This window comes from Lactobacillus sp. B3795 (assembly GCF_026535805.1).
In the GTDB taxonomy this organism is placed as follows: domain Bacteria; phylum Bacillota; class Bacilli; order Lactobacillales; family Lactobacillaceae; genus Apilactobacillus; species Apilactobacillus kunkeei_C.
This window is the reverse complement of record NZ_JAFNPE010000015.1, coordinates 234,441-249,515: the sequence shown is the minus strand read 5'-3', so window position 1 is coordinate 249,515 and position 15,075 is coordinate 234,441. Positions and strand designations below refer to the sequence as shown.

The following is a 15,075-nucleotide window of genomic DNA, read 5'->3' as shown; positions in this document are numbered from 1 at the left end:
AAGAGGGAATCAGAATGGCTAAAACAATGATTGACAAGATTTGGGATCAACACGTGATTAAAGGAAAAGAGGGCGAACCGCAATTATTATACGTAGATTTGCACTTACTTCATGAAGTTACCTCACCCCAAGCCTTTGAAGGTTTAAGGGAAAATAACCGTCCGGTCAGAAGAACCGATAAGACATTTGCCACCATGGACCATAATGTTCCAACCGTTGATATCTTCAACGTTAAGGACATGATTTCAAAGAAACAAATTGAAACATTAGGTCAAAACTGTAAGGACTTTGGCGTCCGCGTTGCCGACATGGGACATGCTGACCAAGGAATCATTCATGCAATTGGACCACAATTAGGATTAACCCAACCGGGAATGTTAATTGTCTGTGGTGATTCACATACTGCCACCCACGGTTCATTTGGATCCATCGCTTTTGGGATTGGGACCAGTGAAGTCGAACACGTTTTAGCTACCCAGACTTTATGGCAAAACAAGCCCAAGAAGATGGGGATTCGCGTTCACGGGAAGTTACCTAAGGGTGTCTATGCCAAGGATGTCATTATGGGCGTGATTGCCAGAGAAGGGGTTGCCTTTGGAACTGGATACGGTGCCGAATTCTACGGTGACACCATCAGAAACATGGAAATGGAAGAACGCATGACTTTATGTAACATGGCCATCGAAGGTGGTGCCAAGATGGCATGTGTCGCTTCTGATGAAAAGACATATGAATATGTTCGCGGTCGTAAATACGCACCAAAGAACATGGAAAAGGCGATTGCCCACTGGAAGCAATTCTACACAGATGACGAAAGTGCATACGATAAAATCATCGACTTGGATGCTACCAAGTTAGCACCATTTGTCTCATGGGGAACCAACCCAGGAATGGCCATTCCAATTGATAAGACCACTCCTGAGATTAAGAACGCAGATGATCAAAAGGCTTACGACTATGTACATTTACAACCTGGTCAATCACTTAAGGATGTCGATTTGAAATGGATATTCTTTGGTTCTTGTACCAACGGTAGATTATCCGATTTGAAGATTGCGGCCAGCATTTTAAAGGGTCGCCATATCGCTGAAGGCATCACCGCCTGGGTGGTTCCAGCATCTAGAACGATTAAGGAAACCGCTGAAAAGTTAGGCATCGATAAAATCTTCAAGGATGCAGGTTGTGAATGGCGTGAGCCAGGATGCTCGGCTTGTCTAGGGATGAACCCCGACCATGTTCCTGCCGGCATCCATTGTGCATCGACTTCGAACCGTAATTTTGAAGGACGCCAAGGTGTTGGTTCAATCACCCACTTGGCAAGTCCCGCAATGGTTGCTGCCGCAGCGATTCACGGTCACTTTATCGACATTAGAAAGGAAGCGATTTAGATGGATGCCATCAAAATTTTCTCAGCCAGATCAGTGCCATTAATGAATGACAACATTGATACTGACCAAATTATTCCAAAGCAATTCCTAAAGAACATCTTAAAGACTGGTTTTGGGAAGGACTTATTATACGATTGGCGTTATTTAAAACCCAACGTTCCTAATCCTGACTTTGTGTTAAATAAACCAGAAAGACAGGGTGCACAAATTTTAGTCACCGGTGAAAACTTTGGTTGTGGTTCATCTAGAGAACACGCTGTTTGGGCTTTAAAGGACTACGGATTTAAGGTCATCATCGCTGGTGGATACAGTGACATCTTCTATATGAATAGTACTAAGAACGGGGTCTTAGCTATTAAATTACCTAAGGACCAACGCGAATACTTAGCAAACGTTCCACCAGAACAAAAAATTACCGTTAACTTAATCGATCAAAAGGTTCAAATCAATGACAAGGAATTTTTCTTCGACATTGATGAACGAATCAAATACAAACTAGTGAACGGATTAGATGATATCGCCATCACGATGAACATGATGGATGAAATTAAAGAATACGAAAGTCACATTCCTGACTTTAACTAATATTGGAGGCGTTTATTATGACCACACTTGAAGTAAAAGATTTACACGTAAGTTTCATTGACGAGGAAGAAGAAACATCCAAAGAGATTTTAAAGGGAGTCAACCTAACCATTAGAACCGGGGAAACCCATGCCATCATGGGACCCAATGGGACCGGTAAATCTACTTTATCCGAAACCATCATGGGTAATTCCAACTACACCATCACCCAAGGGGACATTTTAATCGATGGGGAAAGCATCTTAGATAAGACCGTGGATGAAAGAGCACGTGCTGGGTTATTCTTAGCCATGCAATATCCGGCAGAAATCAAAGGAATTACCAATGCGGAATTCATTCAAGCAGCGGTCAACGCCAGAAGAAGTGAAGACAACCCAGTGCCGGTTGGTGAATTCATCGATGAATTAGACCACAGTTTGAAAATCTTAAACATGAGCCAAGAAATGGTGGATCGTTACTTAAACGAAGGATTCTCCGGTGGTGAAAAGAAGCGTAACGAAATTTTACAAATGATGATGATTAAACCTAAGTTTTCAATCTTAGACGAAATCGATTCAGGACTAGATATTGATGCACTCCAAGTTGTCTCACGTGGTGTTAATTCCATGGATAACAAGGAATTAGGAACATTAATGATTACCCACTACCAAAGAATCTTAAACTACATCAAACCAGATTTCGTTCACGTCATGATGGGCGGACGAATCGTTAAGACCGGTGACTCTAGCTTAGCTGCCGAACTAGAAAATAATGGATATGCCTCACTTAGAGACGAACTTGGATTAGACATTAATCTTACCGATGAAGATGTCTAATAAATAAGGGGGATTGGCCAATGATAAAAGATAAATTCATGCGTCAAATGAGTCCGGAAATGGTCGAAGATTCAACATTTGATCAAGAACCAGAATGGATGACTGATTTCCGTCGTGACGCCTTTGAAAAGATGGCAACTAAGCAGTTACCACAAATTGATAAGATGGATTATCACGCTTGGAAGTTCATCAGTACTAACAACGATGACAAGAACCAAGAACAGGTGATTGATAATCACATCGAAAAAGAAATCGCTAACTACAGCATTACTACTATGGGAACCAAGACGATTGGGATGCACCCAAATGATGAAATGATTCAAAACAAAGTGATCTGTTGTGACTTTAAGACAGCGATTAGCAAGTATCCAGAAATTGTTCAAGAATACTTCACTAAGAACGAAGCGATGCAAAACAACCGCTTAAGCTGCCTTGAAAGCTCCATGATTAATAATGGAATCTTCATCTATGTACCCAAGAATGTTGAGTTAAAGGAACCCATCAGTGTCTACATGATTGAAAATAATTACCAAACCAAGTCTACCTTTAGCAGATTAATCGTTGTCGGAGATCAGAATAGTAAGTTCGATGTTGTCCAAAAATTAGTCAGTGTCGGAAGTAACAAGAAGGTCTCACACGTCAACATCGATGTCTACGCCAAGGACGATAGCAACGTTCAATTCTTCGCATTAGATGCAATGGGTGAACAAAATATCACCTATGTGATGCGTCATTCAGACGTTGGTAGAAAGGCCAAGATGAACTGGATGATTGGATCATTCAATGATGGAAATACCATTTCTGATGTTTCCACCGATTTAAACGGTGAAGGTTCAAAGGGTAATACCAGAATCGTTTCATTAGCTAATGGCCGTCAACAACAAGGTATCAACACCAGAGTGACTAACTATGGTAAACATTCCGATGGTGAAATTAGCCAACGTGGTGCCATCTTAGATCGTGCCAAGATTGTGTTTAACGGAATCGGAAAGGTTGCTCATGGTGCTCATGGTGCCAACAACCAACAAGAAAACAGTGTTTTGATGTTATCAGATGAAGCGACAGGTGATGCTAACCCAATCTTATTAATCGATGAAAACGACGTAATTGCCGGTCACAAGGCCAGCATCGGTAAGATTGATGAACGTCAATTGTACTATCTAATGAGTCGCGGGATTAAACCCGAGGTAGCAAAGAAATTGGTAATTAGAGGTTTCCTAGGAATTATTCTTTCTCACATTCCATCAGAAGCCATTAAGGACCAAATGATTAATATCATTGAAGGAAAACTAGCCAATGGATAAATCTTCAATAAGAGAAGATTTCCCAATCTTGAGTCGTCGCATTAACGACGCACCGATGATCTATCTTGATAGTGCCGCTACCTCACAAAAGCCCCAAGTGGTTATCGACAAGATTACTGATTATTACACCAACACTAACGCCAATGTACATCGCGGTGTCAGCAGTATCTCAGTTCAAGCAACCGATGAGTATGAACAAGCCAGAGGAAAAGTCGCCAAGTTCATCAATGCTGAATCAGACCGCCAAATCGTTTTTACCAGATCAACAACTGAATCATTAAATTGGATTGCCAATGGATACGCTAAGGACAGATTGATGCCGGGTGATGAAATCGTCATCAGCGTGGCCGAACACCACAGTAATATCATTCCATGGCAACAGGTTGCCGCAAGTACGGGAGCCAAATTAAAGTACGTCCAGGTCAATGATGAGGGCCAAATCGACTTACACGATACCAAACGTCAGATTACTGACAAGACCAAAATCGTATCGATGGCGATGGTATCAAATGTCATGGGTGCCACCAATCCAGTTAAAGAGGTTACTAATATGGCCCATGCTGTGGGCGCCAAGATGATAGTCGACGCAGCACAAGCCGCACCACACATGCCAGTGGATGTAACCGATATTGATTGCGATTTCTTAGCATTCTCCGGACACAAGATGTTAGCACCAACTGGCATTGGTGTCCTATACGGCAAGATGGATGTCTTAGACGAGATGGACCCAGTTCAGTTTGGCGGTGAAATGATTGATATTGTCTCAAGACAATCCGCAACTTTTCAACCGGTGCCACATAAGTTTGAAGCTGGGACACCCAACATTGCCGGAGCGATTGCCTTAGGCACAGCAATTGATTACCTAAATTCAATCGGGATGGACAACATCCATGAGTACGAGGAACAACTAACGCAGTCCTGCATGCAAGAGATGCAAAAGATAGATGGAATCACGATTTATGGATCAGATGATTTCAAACATCATAACGGCATTATCACATTTAACATCAAAGGAATTCACCCCCACGATGTAGCAACCGGCCTTGATTTACAAGGAATCGAAGTAAGAGCGGGTCATCATTGCGCGCAACCATTGATGGACTACTTGGAAGTTGAATCCACCGTCCGAGTTAGCTTTTACTTCTACAACAATCAAGATGATGTCAAAAGGTTCATTGAAGCCTTAATCAACGTAAAGGAGTTCTTTGCCAATGGGAATCGACAGGATGAATCAATTATATAAATCCGTTATCTTCGATCATTCAATGCACCCTAGAAACTTTGGTTCTTTGGATAATTGCACCGGTTCCGTTGAACTAAGAAATCCTAGCTGCGGAGATATTATTAAGGTTTTCGTCAATATTGAAGACGACGTGATTAAAGATATTAAGTACACATGCGTCGGCTGCACCATTTCTAAAGCCTCGACTAGCATCATGTCTCAAGAGATTAAGGGAAAAAACGTCGACGATGCCAAGAAAATCATCAAGGCCTTTTCCGACAATATTATCAAAAAAGACATCGATGATGACGATAAGAAGATGCTGGGGGATGCCAGATTATTAAGTGATTTGGCGAAGTTTCCCACCAGAATCCGATGCGCGACATTAGGATGGCATGCCACAGACAAACTAATTAATGACTATAAAGGAGTGATTTCATATGACTGATATCGCTGAAGTTCTACCCGATAAAGATTATGAATTTGGTTTCCATGATGATATCAAACCATTCTTCTCAACAGGTGAAGGAATCAATGAAGATATTATCAGACAGATTTCCAAAGAAAAAAACGAGCCCGAATGGATGTTAGATTACCGCCTAAGGTGTTATCAAACATATCTAAAAATAGAAGATCCACCATTTGGCCCTGACTTAAGCGGTCTTGATTTGGAACACATGAAATACTACCAAAAGCAGACCGATAAGAAGTACCGTGATTGGGATGATGTTCCAGATAAGATTAAGGAAACATTCGATAGATTAGGGGTTCCGGAAGCGGAAAGAAAGTACTTAGCTGGTTCATCAGCTCAATACGAATCAGAATCCGTTTACCATCACATGAAGGATGAATTAGACAAACAAGGGGTCATCTTCACCGACACCGATACCGCATTACAGAAGTATCCAGAGCTATTCAAGAAGTGGTTCGGTAAGTTAATCAAACCAACCAACAACAAGTTTGCCGCATTAAACGGAGCCGTTTGGTCAGGTGGAACCTTCATCTATGTACCAAAGGGAGTCACAGTATCAGCACCGATTCAAACCTATTTTAGAATCAATGCTGCTAAGTCAGGTCAGTTCGAAAGAACATTAATCATCGTTGATGAAGGCGCTCATCTGGAATACGTCGAAGGATGTACTGCACCTACCTATAATGCCGACAGTCTTCACGCCGCCGTGGTGGAAGTAAACGTATTACCACATGCATATTGTCGATACACAACAATTCAAAACTGGTCAAACAATGTTTACAGTCTTGAAACCAAGCGTGCCCAAGCACTAGAAGATGCCGTCATGGAATGGGTTGATGGAAACTTAGGATCAAAGGTTACTATGAAATACCCATCAGTATATCTAAACGGTCGTGGTGCTAAGGGAACCATGCTATCAATTGCGGTTGCTGGTAACAACATTCGCTCAGATACAGGAGCTCAAATGATTCACAACGCACCGGAAACTTCTTCATCAATCATTTCTAAGTCCATCGCAAAAGATGGTGGCTCTGTTGATTACAGAGGAAAGGTTCGCTTTGCCAAGGAAAGTGCTGGATCACATTGTCACGTTGAATGTGACACCATCATCATGGATGACAAATCAACCAGTGACACGATTCCTTATAACGAAATTTATAACAGTGACGTTTCAATGGAACACGAAGCCAAGGTTTCTAAGATTTCAGAAGAACAATTGTACTACTTGATGTCTAGAGGAATTACCGAACAAAAGGCGACTGAAATGATTATCATGAGTTTCATTGAACCTTTCACCAAGGAACTTCCAATGGAATACGCTGTTGAATTGAACCGCCTAATTAGTTTTGAAATGGAAGGTTCAATCGGTTAGGAGGAGCAAATGGAAATCAAAAGAAATAAATACATTGATGCTTTAGAAAGCGTCATCGACCCCGAATTATATATCGATATCGTGAACTTGGGTTTAATCTATCGAGTCGAAGTCGATGACAATAAACAATGCGTGGTCACCATGACATTAACAATCATGGGCTGCCCATTAAGTGATTATTTATTCGATCAAATTAAGGAACAACTAATTGGGTTTGAAGAAATTGATGACGTCAAAGTTAATCTAATCTTCGAACCCGCCTGGACCATAGATAACATGTCCAGGGAAGCAAGGTTACAACTTGGAATACACTAAATTTTTAAAATGACCATAGAAGGGAAGTGGTGGTATGAGAGCAAGTGCAGTAACTAGTGAAGCAATGAATACAAACATTGCAGTAAAGGCAAGCAGCTGGGTGGATAAACTAAAGAAATGGATGATGGTGGTGGGACCAGGTTTAATTGTGATGCTAGCCGACACTGATGCTGGTTGTTTGATTACTGCCGCACAATCGGGAGCAACCTATGGCTATGCCATGGTATTACCACAGATTGCATTGATTCCGATTCTTTTCATGGTTCAAGAAATCACAGTAAGACTAGGGATCATCACCAAGAAGGGTCATGGTGAACTAATAAGACAATATTTCGGTAGATATTGGGCCTATATTTCAGCTATTACACTAATGATTTCCTGTATTGGCGCATTGTTGACAGAGTTCATTGGAATTGCCGGTGTCGGAGAACTATTTGGAATCTCCAAATTCGTCACCGTTCCAATGAGCACCGCTGTATTGATTCTAATCGGATTCGCTGGAAGCTATCGTCGCGTTGAAAAGATTGGGATTCTATTCGGCATTTTCGAACTAACCTTCATCATTGGAATCTTTATGGTTCATCCTAATATGGGTTCGTTTATGCAAGGAATTCAATCAGTTCCAATTCATGATTCTTCCTACGTTTATCTAATTGCTGCAAACGTTGGATCCGTGATTATGCCCTGGATGATTTTCTATCAACAAAGTGCCGTCGTCGACAAGCACCTAAAACCAAGCATGATTAAAAAAGAACAAACTGACACATTTGTTGGAACATTCATTACCCAAGGCATCATGATTGGTTTCGTTGTATTGTTCGCTGCTACCGTCTTCACAACACACATGAAGGCCAGTGAAGATACAGTCAGTGACTTGGTATATTCGATGGGCAACTTTATCGGCATTCAAAATGCAAAGGCGATACTAGGTTCCAGCATATTGGGTGGAGCGCTAGTAGCTGCAATCGTCGTTGTACTTGCCGGAACATGGGGCATGACCGAAGTATTGAACTGGCGCCATTCTTTGAATGAAAGGGTGAATAAGAGCAACATTGGTTTTTACACAATGTATGCCATTACCCTAATGATCAGTGCCGGGCTAGTATTGTTCAATAAGAATCTTGTTTCTACAGCGATTACTGTTGAAGTAGTAAATGCATTGATGATTCCAATCGTACTTGGTTTCCTACTAGTTCTAGAAAGCAAAGCACTACCAAAACAATTTAGAATGAAGGGCATCTACAAGTTTTTGACGATTGCCTTTTCACTAATCGTAATGGGATTTGGAGTATATATGGTTGGACCGGTCTTCGGTCTATAGATTGAGAGTTTTGGAGATGAGTAGATATGAGTATGCAAACAAAGGCGATGGAAATTCTAAATATAGAATATCCCATCATTCAAGGACCAATGTCGTGGATCACAAACGCTGATTTTGTCAGCAGAATTTCAAATGCTGGTGGACTAGGAGTATTAGGCGCAAATGCAGGTCAACACCAAAAAGCTGATAACGCTTCAGATGCTGCTAGAAAGATGCAGATCGAGATTCAAAAAGCTAAGAAGCTAACCGATAAATCATTTGCAATCAACATTGTTATGCATGATGCAATGGATGACATTACAGATTACGTGCAAAAAATGTTGGAAGTTTCTTTTGCGGAGGACATCAAGTACTATGTGACGGTTGGCGTACCGAATAAAATAGTGTTTGATGAAATTAAGCATCATGGCGGAATTATAATTCACCGTCCAATTACCCCAACTATTGAAAACATGATGCAAGCAGAAGCAAACGGCGCTGATATCTTAGTGGCTACCGGATGTGAGGCCGGTGGATCACTTCCACAACAACAATTAACGACAGCTGAAATCATCAAACGAGTGATTCCACACATCCACGTTCCTTTATTTGCGGCAGGTGGTATTAATAGCATCGATGATATTAATGCACTTAGTTCATATCAAATTGGTGGTTTGTTCATGGGAACATTATTCATTGCCACCAAAGAATCACCAATCTCAGAGTCTGCTAAAGACCTAATCATTAGCTCCAAATCAGGCGATTTGATTAGTGTTTCATCTAAACTTCGTTCAATTAACACATCAAAAGCTCAACAACTACATAATATTTATGTTGATAAGGGTAATCCCATTGATGTAAACACAGAGATTAAAAAGCTTTGTGGTATGAAGACAGGGATGCTTGATGGAAATATTGAAGGTGGAATCGTCTCCGTGAATAATCATATTGATAGCATCTCCAAGCGCGTGTCTGTCGATGAGATTATTGCGGAATTTGGTGAATACTTGCGAGAAAGAATTAGTTAAATAAAAAAGACTGCTCAAGCGAGCAGCCTTTTTATTTTTTATGACGATCTCTAATCCATAAAATAACGGTGGTGAATAAAGCGATAATTATGATTATGTGAAAGATAGTACCGGAAGGAGTGTGCGGTAGGATATCGTTACTAATTAGTGCTAAATTGATTAATAATAGGACAATCATCAAGATTGTATAGATGTTTTTCATTGGTGAAAACCTCCGAAGTTATTTAATTGTGTTGGCACACTTTTCAATATATTGTTGACGGCGTTCAGGAGTGTCTACTTTGTCTTCCATGTTTCCTAAATCAAAACAGTGAGTAGCCTTGATACCACAGTAGGCAAGTAGTAGGTACTTCCATCTAAATAACACGTTACCAAACATCTTGTAGAAAAATGCTGGTCCATGACTGGTTGTGAAGACGCTAGCTGTTTTACCAGTTAGTAGCTTTTCATGTTTTCCATTTGGGTGGTAGATGTAGGCAAATTTAGGAGTGAAGACACGATCGAATAGTCCCTTCAATACTGAAGGTTCAGCTGACCACCAGATTGGAAAGAAGAAGGCGATATGGTCAGCATTCTTTACCAATTCTTGGACGTGATTTGGAAATGACTCATCTTCCATGTGTTGTCTGTATCCGTAACGTAAAACGGGATCAAAATCAGCATCACTCAAGTCGACTACTTCAACTTCGTGACCTAAGGATTTAGCATGTTCTACATAGTTCATGGCGTTGCCATGTGAAAATGACTTTCCATCTGGATGACCTTGAATAACTAGGATTTTCATTTTAATCGCCTCCGAAGTATTTGTCATTATTATATCTTTAATTGGACAACTTTACCAACTCCAAAACTGTAACATAATCTTAGTAAAATCTTTACCACTATTACACGAAAAATGTTCTATGATAGGGGCAGATAAAGGAATTTATCCAATCTATATCTTGAGGTGATATTATGAATTTGGAAAATACAAAAGACAAGATTGTAGGTAAAGCAACCGAACTAAAAGGTAAGGCCACCGGTAGCAAGCTAGATGAATTAAAGGGTAAGGCACAAAACTTCTTCGGTAAGGCGAAGGACAGCTTCGATGAAGCTCGTCGTAAGTCAGAAGAACGTCGTAGCCAACGTGAAAACGAAAACAAGTAAACATAATAAAAAAGGCGCCGTTTGGCGTCTTTTTTTATAATTCTAGTAATTCTTTTGGAGATTTTAGAATATAGTCTGGATTTTCTTGTTTTAATGCTTCAACATCATGGGCACCCCAAATTACACCAGCAGTATGGACACCAGCCGATTTACCCATTTGTAAATCAAAGATGGCATCTCCAATCATGATTGATTTATCAGGTGACAAATTAAATTTACTTAGTGTTTCCAATACACCATCAGGAGCAGGTTTGAAGTGCTCAACTTGATCGGATCCAATTACACCATCAAAAAATTGATTAATATTTAATGATTCCAAATTTCTAGTTAATGCTGTAGAGTGCTTGCTGGACACAACGAAGAGTTTTCTTTTTTGACGATGTAGTTCTTTTAAAGAATCAAAAATCCCGTCAAAAAGAGTAAGATTACTCGTTTCTAAATCCTTGTAACACTTTCTGAATATAGATAATAAATTTTCAAATTCAGCGTCTGAAAACTTTTTATCTGGTGCCATTTTTTTGAATGACACTTCAATTGGGATTCCCATATAGTAGTTAATATCATCGGAGCTTGGTTCTTTTAAATCAAATTCCTTGAATGCTAATTTCGTAGCTAATTCACCTGTTTTTCCGGAATTGGCTAGTGTACCATCAAAATCAAAAATAAAATTATCCATATTCTATCTCCTCATAACATAAGATTGCATATATTTTGGCATAACAGTATGAATATATCAATAAAAAAGACGCCATTACGGCGTCTTTTTTATTTATCTAATGTCTTCTGAGTAGAATTGTTGTTTTGCTAAAGCAAGGTTACCAATGATTGATAACTTGTCAGCGTCTTGACTAGGAAGGGTGATGTATTGATCGATATCACCAACATCAAGGTAGCCATCAAATAGCTTCTTGAATTGTTCCTTAATCTTGCCTAATTCTATTTCGTTTAAAATACTACCACCTAAGATAACCTTTTGTGGTCTGATGAAGACAGTGGTTTGAATTACGGATTGTGCGATGTAGAATGCCACAGTATCCCATAGGGGGTTAAACATTGAGATTTCTTGTGGGCGTTGGTGAGTTCTGGCTTCAATGGCCTTGGTTGATACAAGTCCTTCTAAACAGTCACCTTGATATGGACAGGTTCCCTTGAAGTCTTGGTCGTTAACGTTTCTTTGGGGGATGATATGACCAATTTCAGGGCTTCCCATGTGTCCAACAAACTTTCCATCGTTTACAATTCCGACACCGACACCATCACTGATTGTGATGTATGCCAGACTCAAGATAGGATCATCTTTTAGAATCGAGCTAATGTACTCTCCATAGGCACGGCTGTTAACATCAGTTGTAAATGAGATTGGAATATTGAAATGATGTTTGAATGTACCCAATAGGTTAATATTTTGCCAGTTAGGGCGGGAAGATTCTTTAATATAACCGTATTGAGAAGAGTAAGTACGAAGTTCCAAAGGACCGAATGATGAGATACCAATAGCTGCTAAATCGTCAAAACCTTTGAAGTAGTCGATAGCTTTTTTCAAAGTTTCTTGAGGTTCAGTTAAATCAATTACAATCCAGTCTGAGATGTTGCACTTACCGTCACCAACAGCACAAACCATTTGGTTGTGATCAGTGGTACAGAGACTTCCTAATAACATATTCAACGCCTCTTTTTAGTGAAATTTTTCGTTATCTTGTTCTTGAATTTCCTTACGTCTTTCTTCGTATCCTGGTTTACCAAGTAGGGCAAACATGTTTTGCTTGTAGTCTTCAACACCTGGTTGGTTGAATGGGTTAATACCGTTTAGGTAACCTGAAACTGCAATCGCAAATTCGAAGAAGTAGATTAAGTAACCTAAAGTAGCTTCACTGTTGTCTTCAGCGGTTACCAACATGTTTGGTACGCCACCATTTGTGTGGGCGATAACAACGGCTTCTCTTGCAGTCTTGTTAACTTCGTCCATTGTAGTGTTTTCCAAGTACTTTAGACCATCTAAGTTTTCTTCGTTGGCAGGAATACCTAGGTTTGAAGCAGGTTGTTTGATTTCAACAACTGTTTCCATTAGGTTACGCATCCCTTCTTGGATGTATTGACCTAATGAGTGTAAATCAGTACTGAAGATAGCTGAACTAGGGTAGATACCCTTGTAGTTCTTTCCTTCGGTTTCACCCGCAAGTTGTTTCCACCATTCGGCTAGAAAACGAAGATGTGGTTCGTAACTTTCAAGGATTTCATTAGTGTAGCCCTTACGGTATAAGATGTTTCTGTAAGCAGCGTATAGAAGTGAGTCGTTTTCATATAAAGGAGCGTCCTTTAATGCAACTTGAGCTTCGTGTGCACCGTCCATTAAATCATCGATGTTAGCACCTGATGCGGCGATTGGAAGAAGACCAACCGGAGTTAGTACTGAGTATCTTCCACCAATTCCATTAGGGATTACGAAACTAGTGTAGCCTTGATCGATTGCTTCATCGTGTAAAGCACCTTTCTTAGCGTCGGTAGTTACGTAAATACGCTTGTTAGCTTCTTCTTCACCGTATTTTTCAATTAACTTTTCTTTGAAGATTCTAAATGCCATTGCTGGTTCAGTAGTGGTACCTGACTTAGAAATAACGTTAACTGAGAAGTCACGATCACCGATTACACGTAGTAAGTCGGCAGTGTAAGCAGGGCTAATTGTGTTACCTGCGAAGAAGATTTGAGGGTGCTTGTCAGTACCTTCTAAGTTGAAGAAACTGCCGTGTAGGAAATCTAATGCCATCTTGGCACCTAGGTATGAACCACCAATACCGATAACAACTAGGACATCTGATTTTTCTTGAATGTCTCTGGCAGCGTCTTTAATACGGTCGAATTCAACGGGATCGTATTCGTCTGGTAAGTTTACCCAGTCACCCATTTTGGCTTCAACACCGGTTCCGTGAACTAATAAGTCACGGGCGGTTTGTACCATTGGGGCGATTTCCTTTAATTCATTTGATTGCACAAAGGACTTTAGACCTTTGGTGTCTAATTCAACTCGTTTCATTTTATGTTCCTCCATCGATTAATCAATTTTAACGATGTTTTCTTTGTAGTATTGTCTTGATGCTAATGCGAAGTTACCGATTGTAGCTGAACCGTTGTCTTCACATGCTGGCATAGTGATGTAGTAGTCTAAGTCGCCAACTTCAACGTAGTCGTTGAACATTTCCTTGAATTGTTCACGAACTTTCTTGATAACTGGTTCTGAAATTACTCCACCACCTAAAATAACTTTTTGTGGACGGATGAATAGGGTAGCTTGCATTACTGCTTGGGCAATGTAGTAAGCCATGATGTCCCATACAGGATCATCCATAGGAACATCTTTACCTTTCTTACCACAACGAACGTCAAAAGTAGGACCAGCTGCTAGACCTTCTAGACAGCTGTGGTGGTATGGACATAATCCCTTAAAGTCTAAATCGTCTGGGTGGCGTTTTAGATAAATGTGTCCAGCTTCAGGGTGACCTAGAGAACCAATGAATGAGCCTTCATTGATAATTCCGGCTCCAACACCAGTACCGAAAGTGTAGTATACCAGTGTTTGTAATGGATTATGATTTCTAATTGATGTAATGTATTCACCATAAGCGGAACCATTAACATCAGTAGTCCAAAAAATAGGAATATCGAAATGTTTCTTCATTGTTCCTAAGAAGTTAGTGTTGGACCAGTTTGGTTTTGGTGTGTCTGTTATATAACCATATTTTGGTGAGTCTGTGCGCACTTCGATGGGACCAAATGACGCAATACTCATGGCGGTTAAGTCGTCGAATTTTTCGAAGTATTCAATACATTTGCTTAATGTTTCATCAGGAGTGGTGGTAGGAATTCTCACACTGTCAAGAATTTCATAGTTTTCATTACCTACGGCGCAAACAAATTTTGTTCCGCCTGCTTCAATGCTACCAAATTTCATAGTTGAATCTCCTTTAACCTTTTTCTATGGGGAGTATTAGTTTTTGAATGCGCTCCCAATTTTTATTATGGACCCGATTTTTCTAAATACAAGTAAAAAATAGTTAAAAAAAGGTTAAGAATTGAAAAATCAATTGTCATGGATATATAACTATAATGGCGGGTTTTTTAAAGATTTCATAA

Annotated in this window: 17 protein-coding genes; 11 read left to right on the top strand and 6 right to left on the bottom strand. The window is 40.1% G+C overall.

Annotated features, from left to right (window positions below; genetic code table 11):
- Nucleotides 1–14 precede the first annotated feature (14 nt).
- From leuC to J3U50_RS07115, 10 genes are all read left to right on the top strand, one after another.
- A complete protein-coding gene (leuC, locus tag J3U50_RS07160) occupies nt 15–1,388 on the top strand; it encodes a 3-isopropylmalate dehydratase large subunit (RefSeq protein ID WP_054607784.1) in 1,374 nt (457 codons plus the stop codon).
- A complete protein-coding gene (gene leuD, locus J3U50_RS07155) occupies nt 1,389–1,973 on the top strand; it encodes a 3-isopropylmalate dehydratase small subunit (protein ID WP_053791353.1) in 585 nt (194 codons plus the stop codon).
- 17 nt (nt 1,974–1,990) lie between these two features.
- Complete coding sequence (sufC, locus tag J3U50_RS07150; RefSeq protein ID WP_054607785.1) at nt 1,991–2,788, top strand: Fe-S cluster assembly ATPase SufC; 798 nt, start codon at nt 1,991–1,993, stop codon at nt 2,786–2,788.
- Between the two features lie 20 nt (nt 2,789–2,808).
- Complete coding sequence (gene sufD / locus J3U50_RS07145) at nt 2,809–4,092, top strand: Fe-S cluster assembly protein SufD (RefSeq protein ID WP_301945955.1); 1,284 nt, start codon at nt 2,809–2,811, stop codon at nt 4,090–4,092.
- Nucleotides 4,085–5,335 carry a cysteine desulfurase gene (locus tag J3U50_RS07140; RefSeq protein ID WP_301945954.1) on the top strand — a complete coding sequence of 417 codons (1,251 nt, stop codon included), beginning with the start codon at nt 4,085–4,087 and terminating at the stop codon, nt 5,333–5,335. Before sufD ends, J3U50_RS07140 begins: the two co-directional genes overlap by 8 nt.
- Nucleotides 5,304–5,762 carry a Fe-S cluster assembly sulfur transfer protein SufU gene (gene sufU / locus J3U50_RS07135; RefSeq protein WP_053791356.1) on the top strand — a complete coding sequence of 153 codons (459 nt, stop codon included), beginning with the start codon at nt 5,304–5,306 and terminating at the stop codon, nt 5,760–5,762. The genes J3U50_RS07140 and sufU overlap by 32 nt, the downstream gene beginning before the upstream one ends.
- Nucleotides 5,755–7,158, top strand: a complete 1,404-nt coding sequence (sufB, locus tag J3U50_RS07130; protein ID WP_301945953.1) for a Fe-S cluster assembly protein SufB — start codon at nt 5,755–5,757, stop codon at nt 7,156–7,158. The genes sufU and sufB overlap by 8 nt, the downstream gene beginning before the upstream one ends.
- 9 nt (nt 7,159–7,167) lie before the next feature.
- Nucleotides 7,168–7,473: a metal-sulfur cluster assembly factor gene (locus J3U50_RS07125; protein ID WP_053791358.1), complete on the top strand. Its 306-nt coding sequence runs from the start codon at nt 7,168–7,170 to the stop codon at nt 7,471–7,473.
- Nucleotides 7,474–7,537: 64 nt separating this feature from the next.
- Complete coding sequence (locus J3U50_RS07120) at nt 7,538–8,794, top strand: NRAMP family divalent metal transporter (RefSeq protein WP_237756969.1); 1,257 nt, start codon at nt 7,538–7,540, stop codon at nt 8,792–8,794.
- A gap of 26 nt (nt 8,795–8,820) precedes the next feature.
- Nucleotides 8,821–9,801 carry a nitronate monooxygenase family protein gene (locus J3U50_RS07115; protein WP_301945952.1) on the top strand — a complete coding sequence of 327 codons (981 nt, stop codon included), beginning with the start codon at nt 8,821–8,823 and terminating at the stop codon, nt 9,799–9,801.
- A 31-nt stretch (nt 9,802–9,832) separates the two neighbouring features.
- Here J3U50_RS07115 and J3U50_RS07110 read toward each other — a convergent pair whose 3' ends face one another.
- Nucleotides 9,833–10,003: a hypothetical protein gene (locus J3U50_RS07110; RefSeq protein ID WP_301945951.1), complete on the bottom strand. Its 171-nt coding sequence runs from the start codon at nt 10,001–10,003 to the stop codon at nt 9,833–9,835.
- A gap of 18 nt (nt 10,004–10,021) precedes the next feature.
- A complete protein-coding gene (locus J3U50_RS07105) occupies nt 10,022–10,585 on the bottom strand; it encodes an NAD(P)H-dependent oxidoreductase (RefSeq protein ID WP_301945950.1) in 564 nt (187 codons plus the stop codon).
- A gap of 170 nt (nt 10,586–10,755) precedes the next feature.
- Here J3U50_RS07105 and J3U50_RS07100 point away from each other — a divergent pair, with 170 nt between their 5' ends.
- Complete coding sequence (locus J3U50_RS07100; RefSeq protein ID WP_054607791.1) at nt 10,756–10,947, top strand: CsbD family protein; 192 nt, start codon at nt 10,756–10,758, stop codon at nt 10,945–10,947.
- A 34-nt stretch (nt 10,948–10,981) separates the two neighbouring features.
- Here J3U50_RS07100 and J3U50_RS07095 read toward each other — a convergent pair whose 3' ends face one another.
- The 4 genes from J3U50_RS07095 to scrK form a co-directional block, all read right to left on the bottom strand.
- Nucleotides 10,982–11,623, bottom strand: a complete 642-nt coding sequence (locus J3U50_RS07095; protein ID WP_301945949.1) for an HAD family hydrolase — start codon at nt 11,621–11,623, stop codon at nt 10,982–10,984.
- Between the two features lie 93 nt (nt 11,624–11,716).
- Entirely contained in the window at nt 11,717–12,607 is an 891-nt protein-coding gene (locus J3U50_RS07090) for an ROK family protein (protein ID WP_053796163.1), read from the bottom strand.
- A gap of 15 nt (nt 12,608–12,622) precedes the next feature.
- Entirely contained in the window at nt 12,623–13,978 is a 1,356-nt protein-coding gene (locus J3U50_RS07085; RefSeq protein ID WP_054607792.1) for a glucose-6-phosphate isomerase, read from the bottom strand.
- An 18-nt stretch (nt 13,979–13,996) separates the two neighbouring features.
- Nucleotides 13,997–14,893 carry a fructokinase ScrK gene (scrK, locus tag J3U50_RS07080; protein ID WP_053792353.1) on the bottom strand — a complete coding sequence of 299 codons (897 nt, stop codon included), beginning with the start codon at nt 14,891–14,893 and terminating at the stop codon, nt 13,997–13,999.
- Nucleotides 14,894–15,075: the final 182 nt, after the last annotated feature.

Excerpts from the sequence above, each read along its gene's own strand:
- leuC (WP_054607784.1), top strand. The coding sequence starts at position 15 with ATGGCTAAAACAATGATTGACAAGATTTGGGATCAACACGTGATTAAA.
- leuD (WP_053791353.1), top strand. The coding sequence starts at position 1,389 with ATGGATGCCATCAAAATTTTCTCAGCCAGATCAGTGCCATTAATGAAT.
- sufC (WP_054607785.1), top strand. The coding sequence starts at position 1,991 with ATGACCACACTTGAAGTAAAAGATTTACACGTAAGTTTCATTGACGAG.
- sufD (WP_301945955.1), top strand. The coding sequence starts at position 2,809 with ATGATAAAAGATAAATTCATGCGTCAAATGAGTCCGGAAATGGTCGAA.
- J3U50_RS07140 (WP_301945954.1), top strand. The coding sequence starts at position 4,085 with ATGGATAAATCTTCAATAAGAGAAGATTTCCCAATCTTGAGTCGTCGC.
- sufU (WP_053791356.1), top strand. The coding sequence starts at position 5,304 with ATGGGAATCGACAGGATGAATCAATTATATAAATCCGTTATCTTCGAT.
- sufB (WP_301945953.1), top strand. The coding sequence starts at position 5,755 with ATGACTGATATCGCTGAAGTTCTACCCGATAAAGATTATGAATTTGGT.
- J3U50_RS07125 (WP_053791358.1), top strand. The coding sequence starts at position 7,168 with ATGGAAATCAAAAGAAATAAATACATTGATGCTTTAGAAAGCGTCATC.
- J3U50_RS07120 (WP_237756969.1), top strand. The coding sequence starts at position 7,538 with ATGAATACAAACATTGCAGTAAAGGCAAGCAGCTGGGTGGATAAACTA.
- J3U50_RS07115 (WP_301945952.1), top strand. The coding sequence starts at position 8,821 with ATGAGTATGCAAACAAAGGCGATGGAAATTCTAAATATAGAATATCCC.
- J3U50_RS07110 (WP_301945951.1), bottom strand. The coding sequence starts at position 10,003 with ATGAAAAACATCTATACAATCTTGATGATTGTCCTATTATTAATCAAT.
- J3U50_RS07105 (WP_301945950.1), bottom strand. The coding sequence starts at position 10,585 with ATGAAAATCCTAGTTATTCAAGGTCATCCAGATGGAAAGTCATTTTCA.
- J3U50_RS07100 (WP_054607791.1), top strand. The coding sequence starts at position 10,756 with ATGAATTTGGAAAATACAAAAGACAAGATTGTAGGTAAAGCAACCGAA.
- J3U50_RS07095 (WP_301945949.1), bottom strand. The coding sequence starts at position 11,623 with ATGGATAATTTTATTTTTGATTTTGATGGTACACTAGCCAATTCCGGA.
- J3U50_RS07090 (WP_053796163.1), bottom strand. The coding sequence starts at position 12,607 with ATGTTATTAGGAAGTCTCTGTACCACTGATCACAACCAAATGGTTTGT.
- J3U50_RS07085 (WP_054607792.1), bottom strand. The coding sequence starts at position 13,978 with ATGAAACGAGTTGAATTAGACACCAAAGGTCTAAAGTCCTTTGTGCAA.
- scrK (WP_053792353.1), bottom strand. The coding sequence starts at position 14,893 with ATGAAATTTGGTAGCATTGAAGCAGGCGGAACAAAATTTGTTTGCGCC.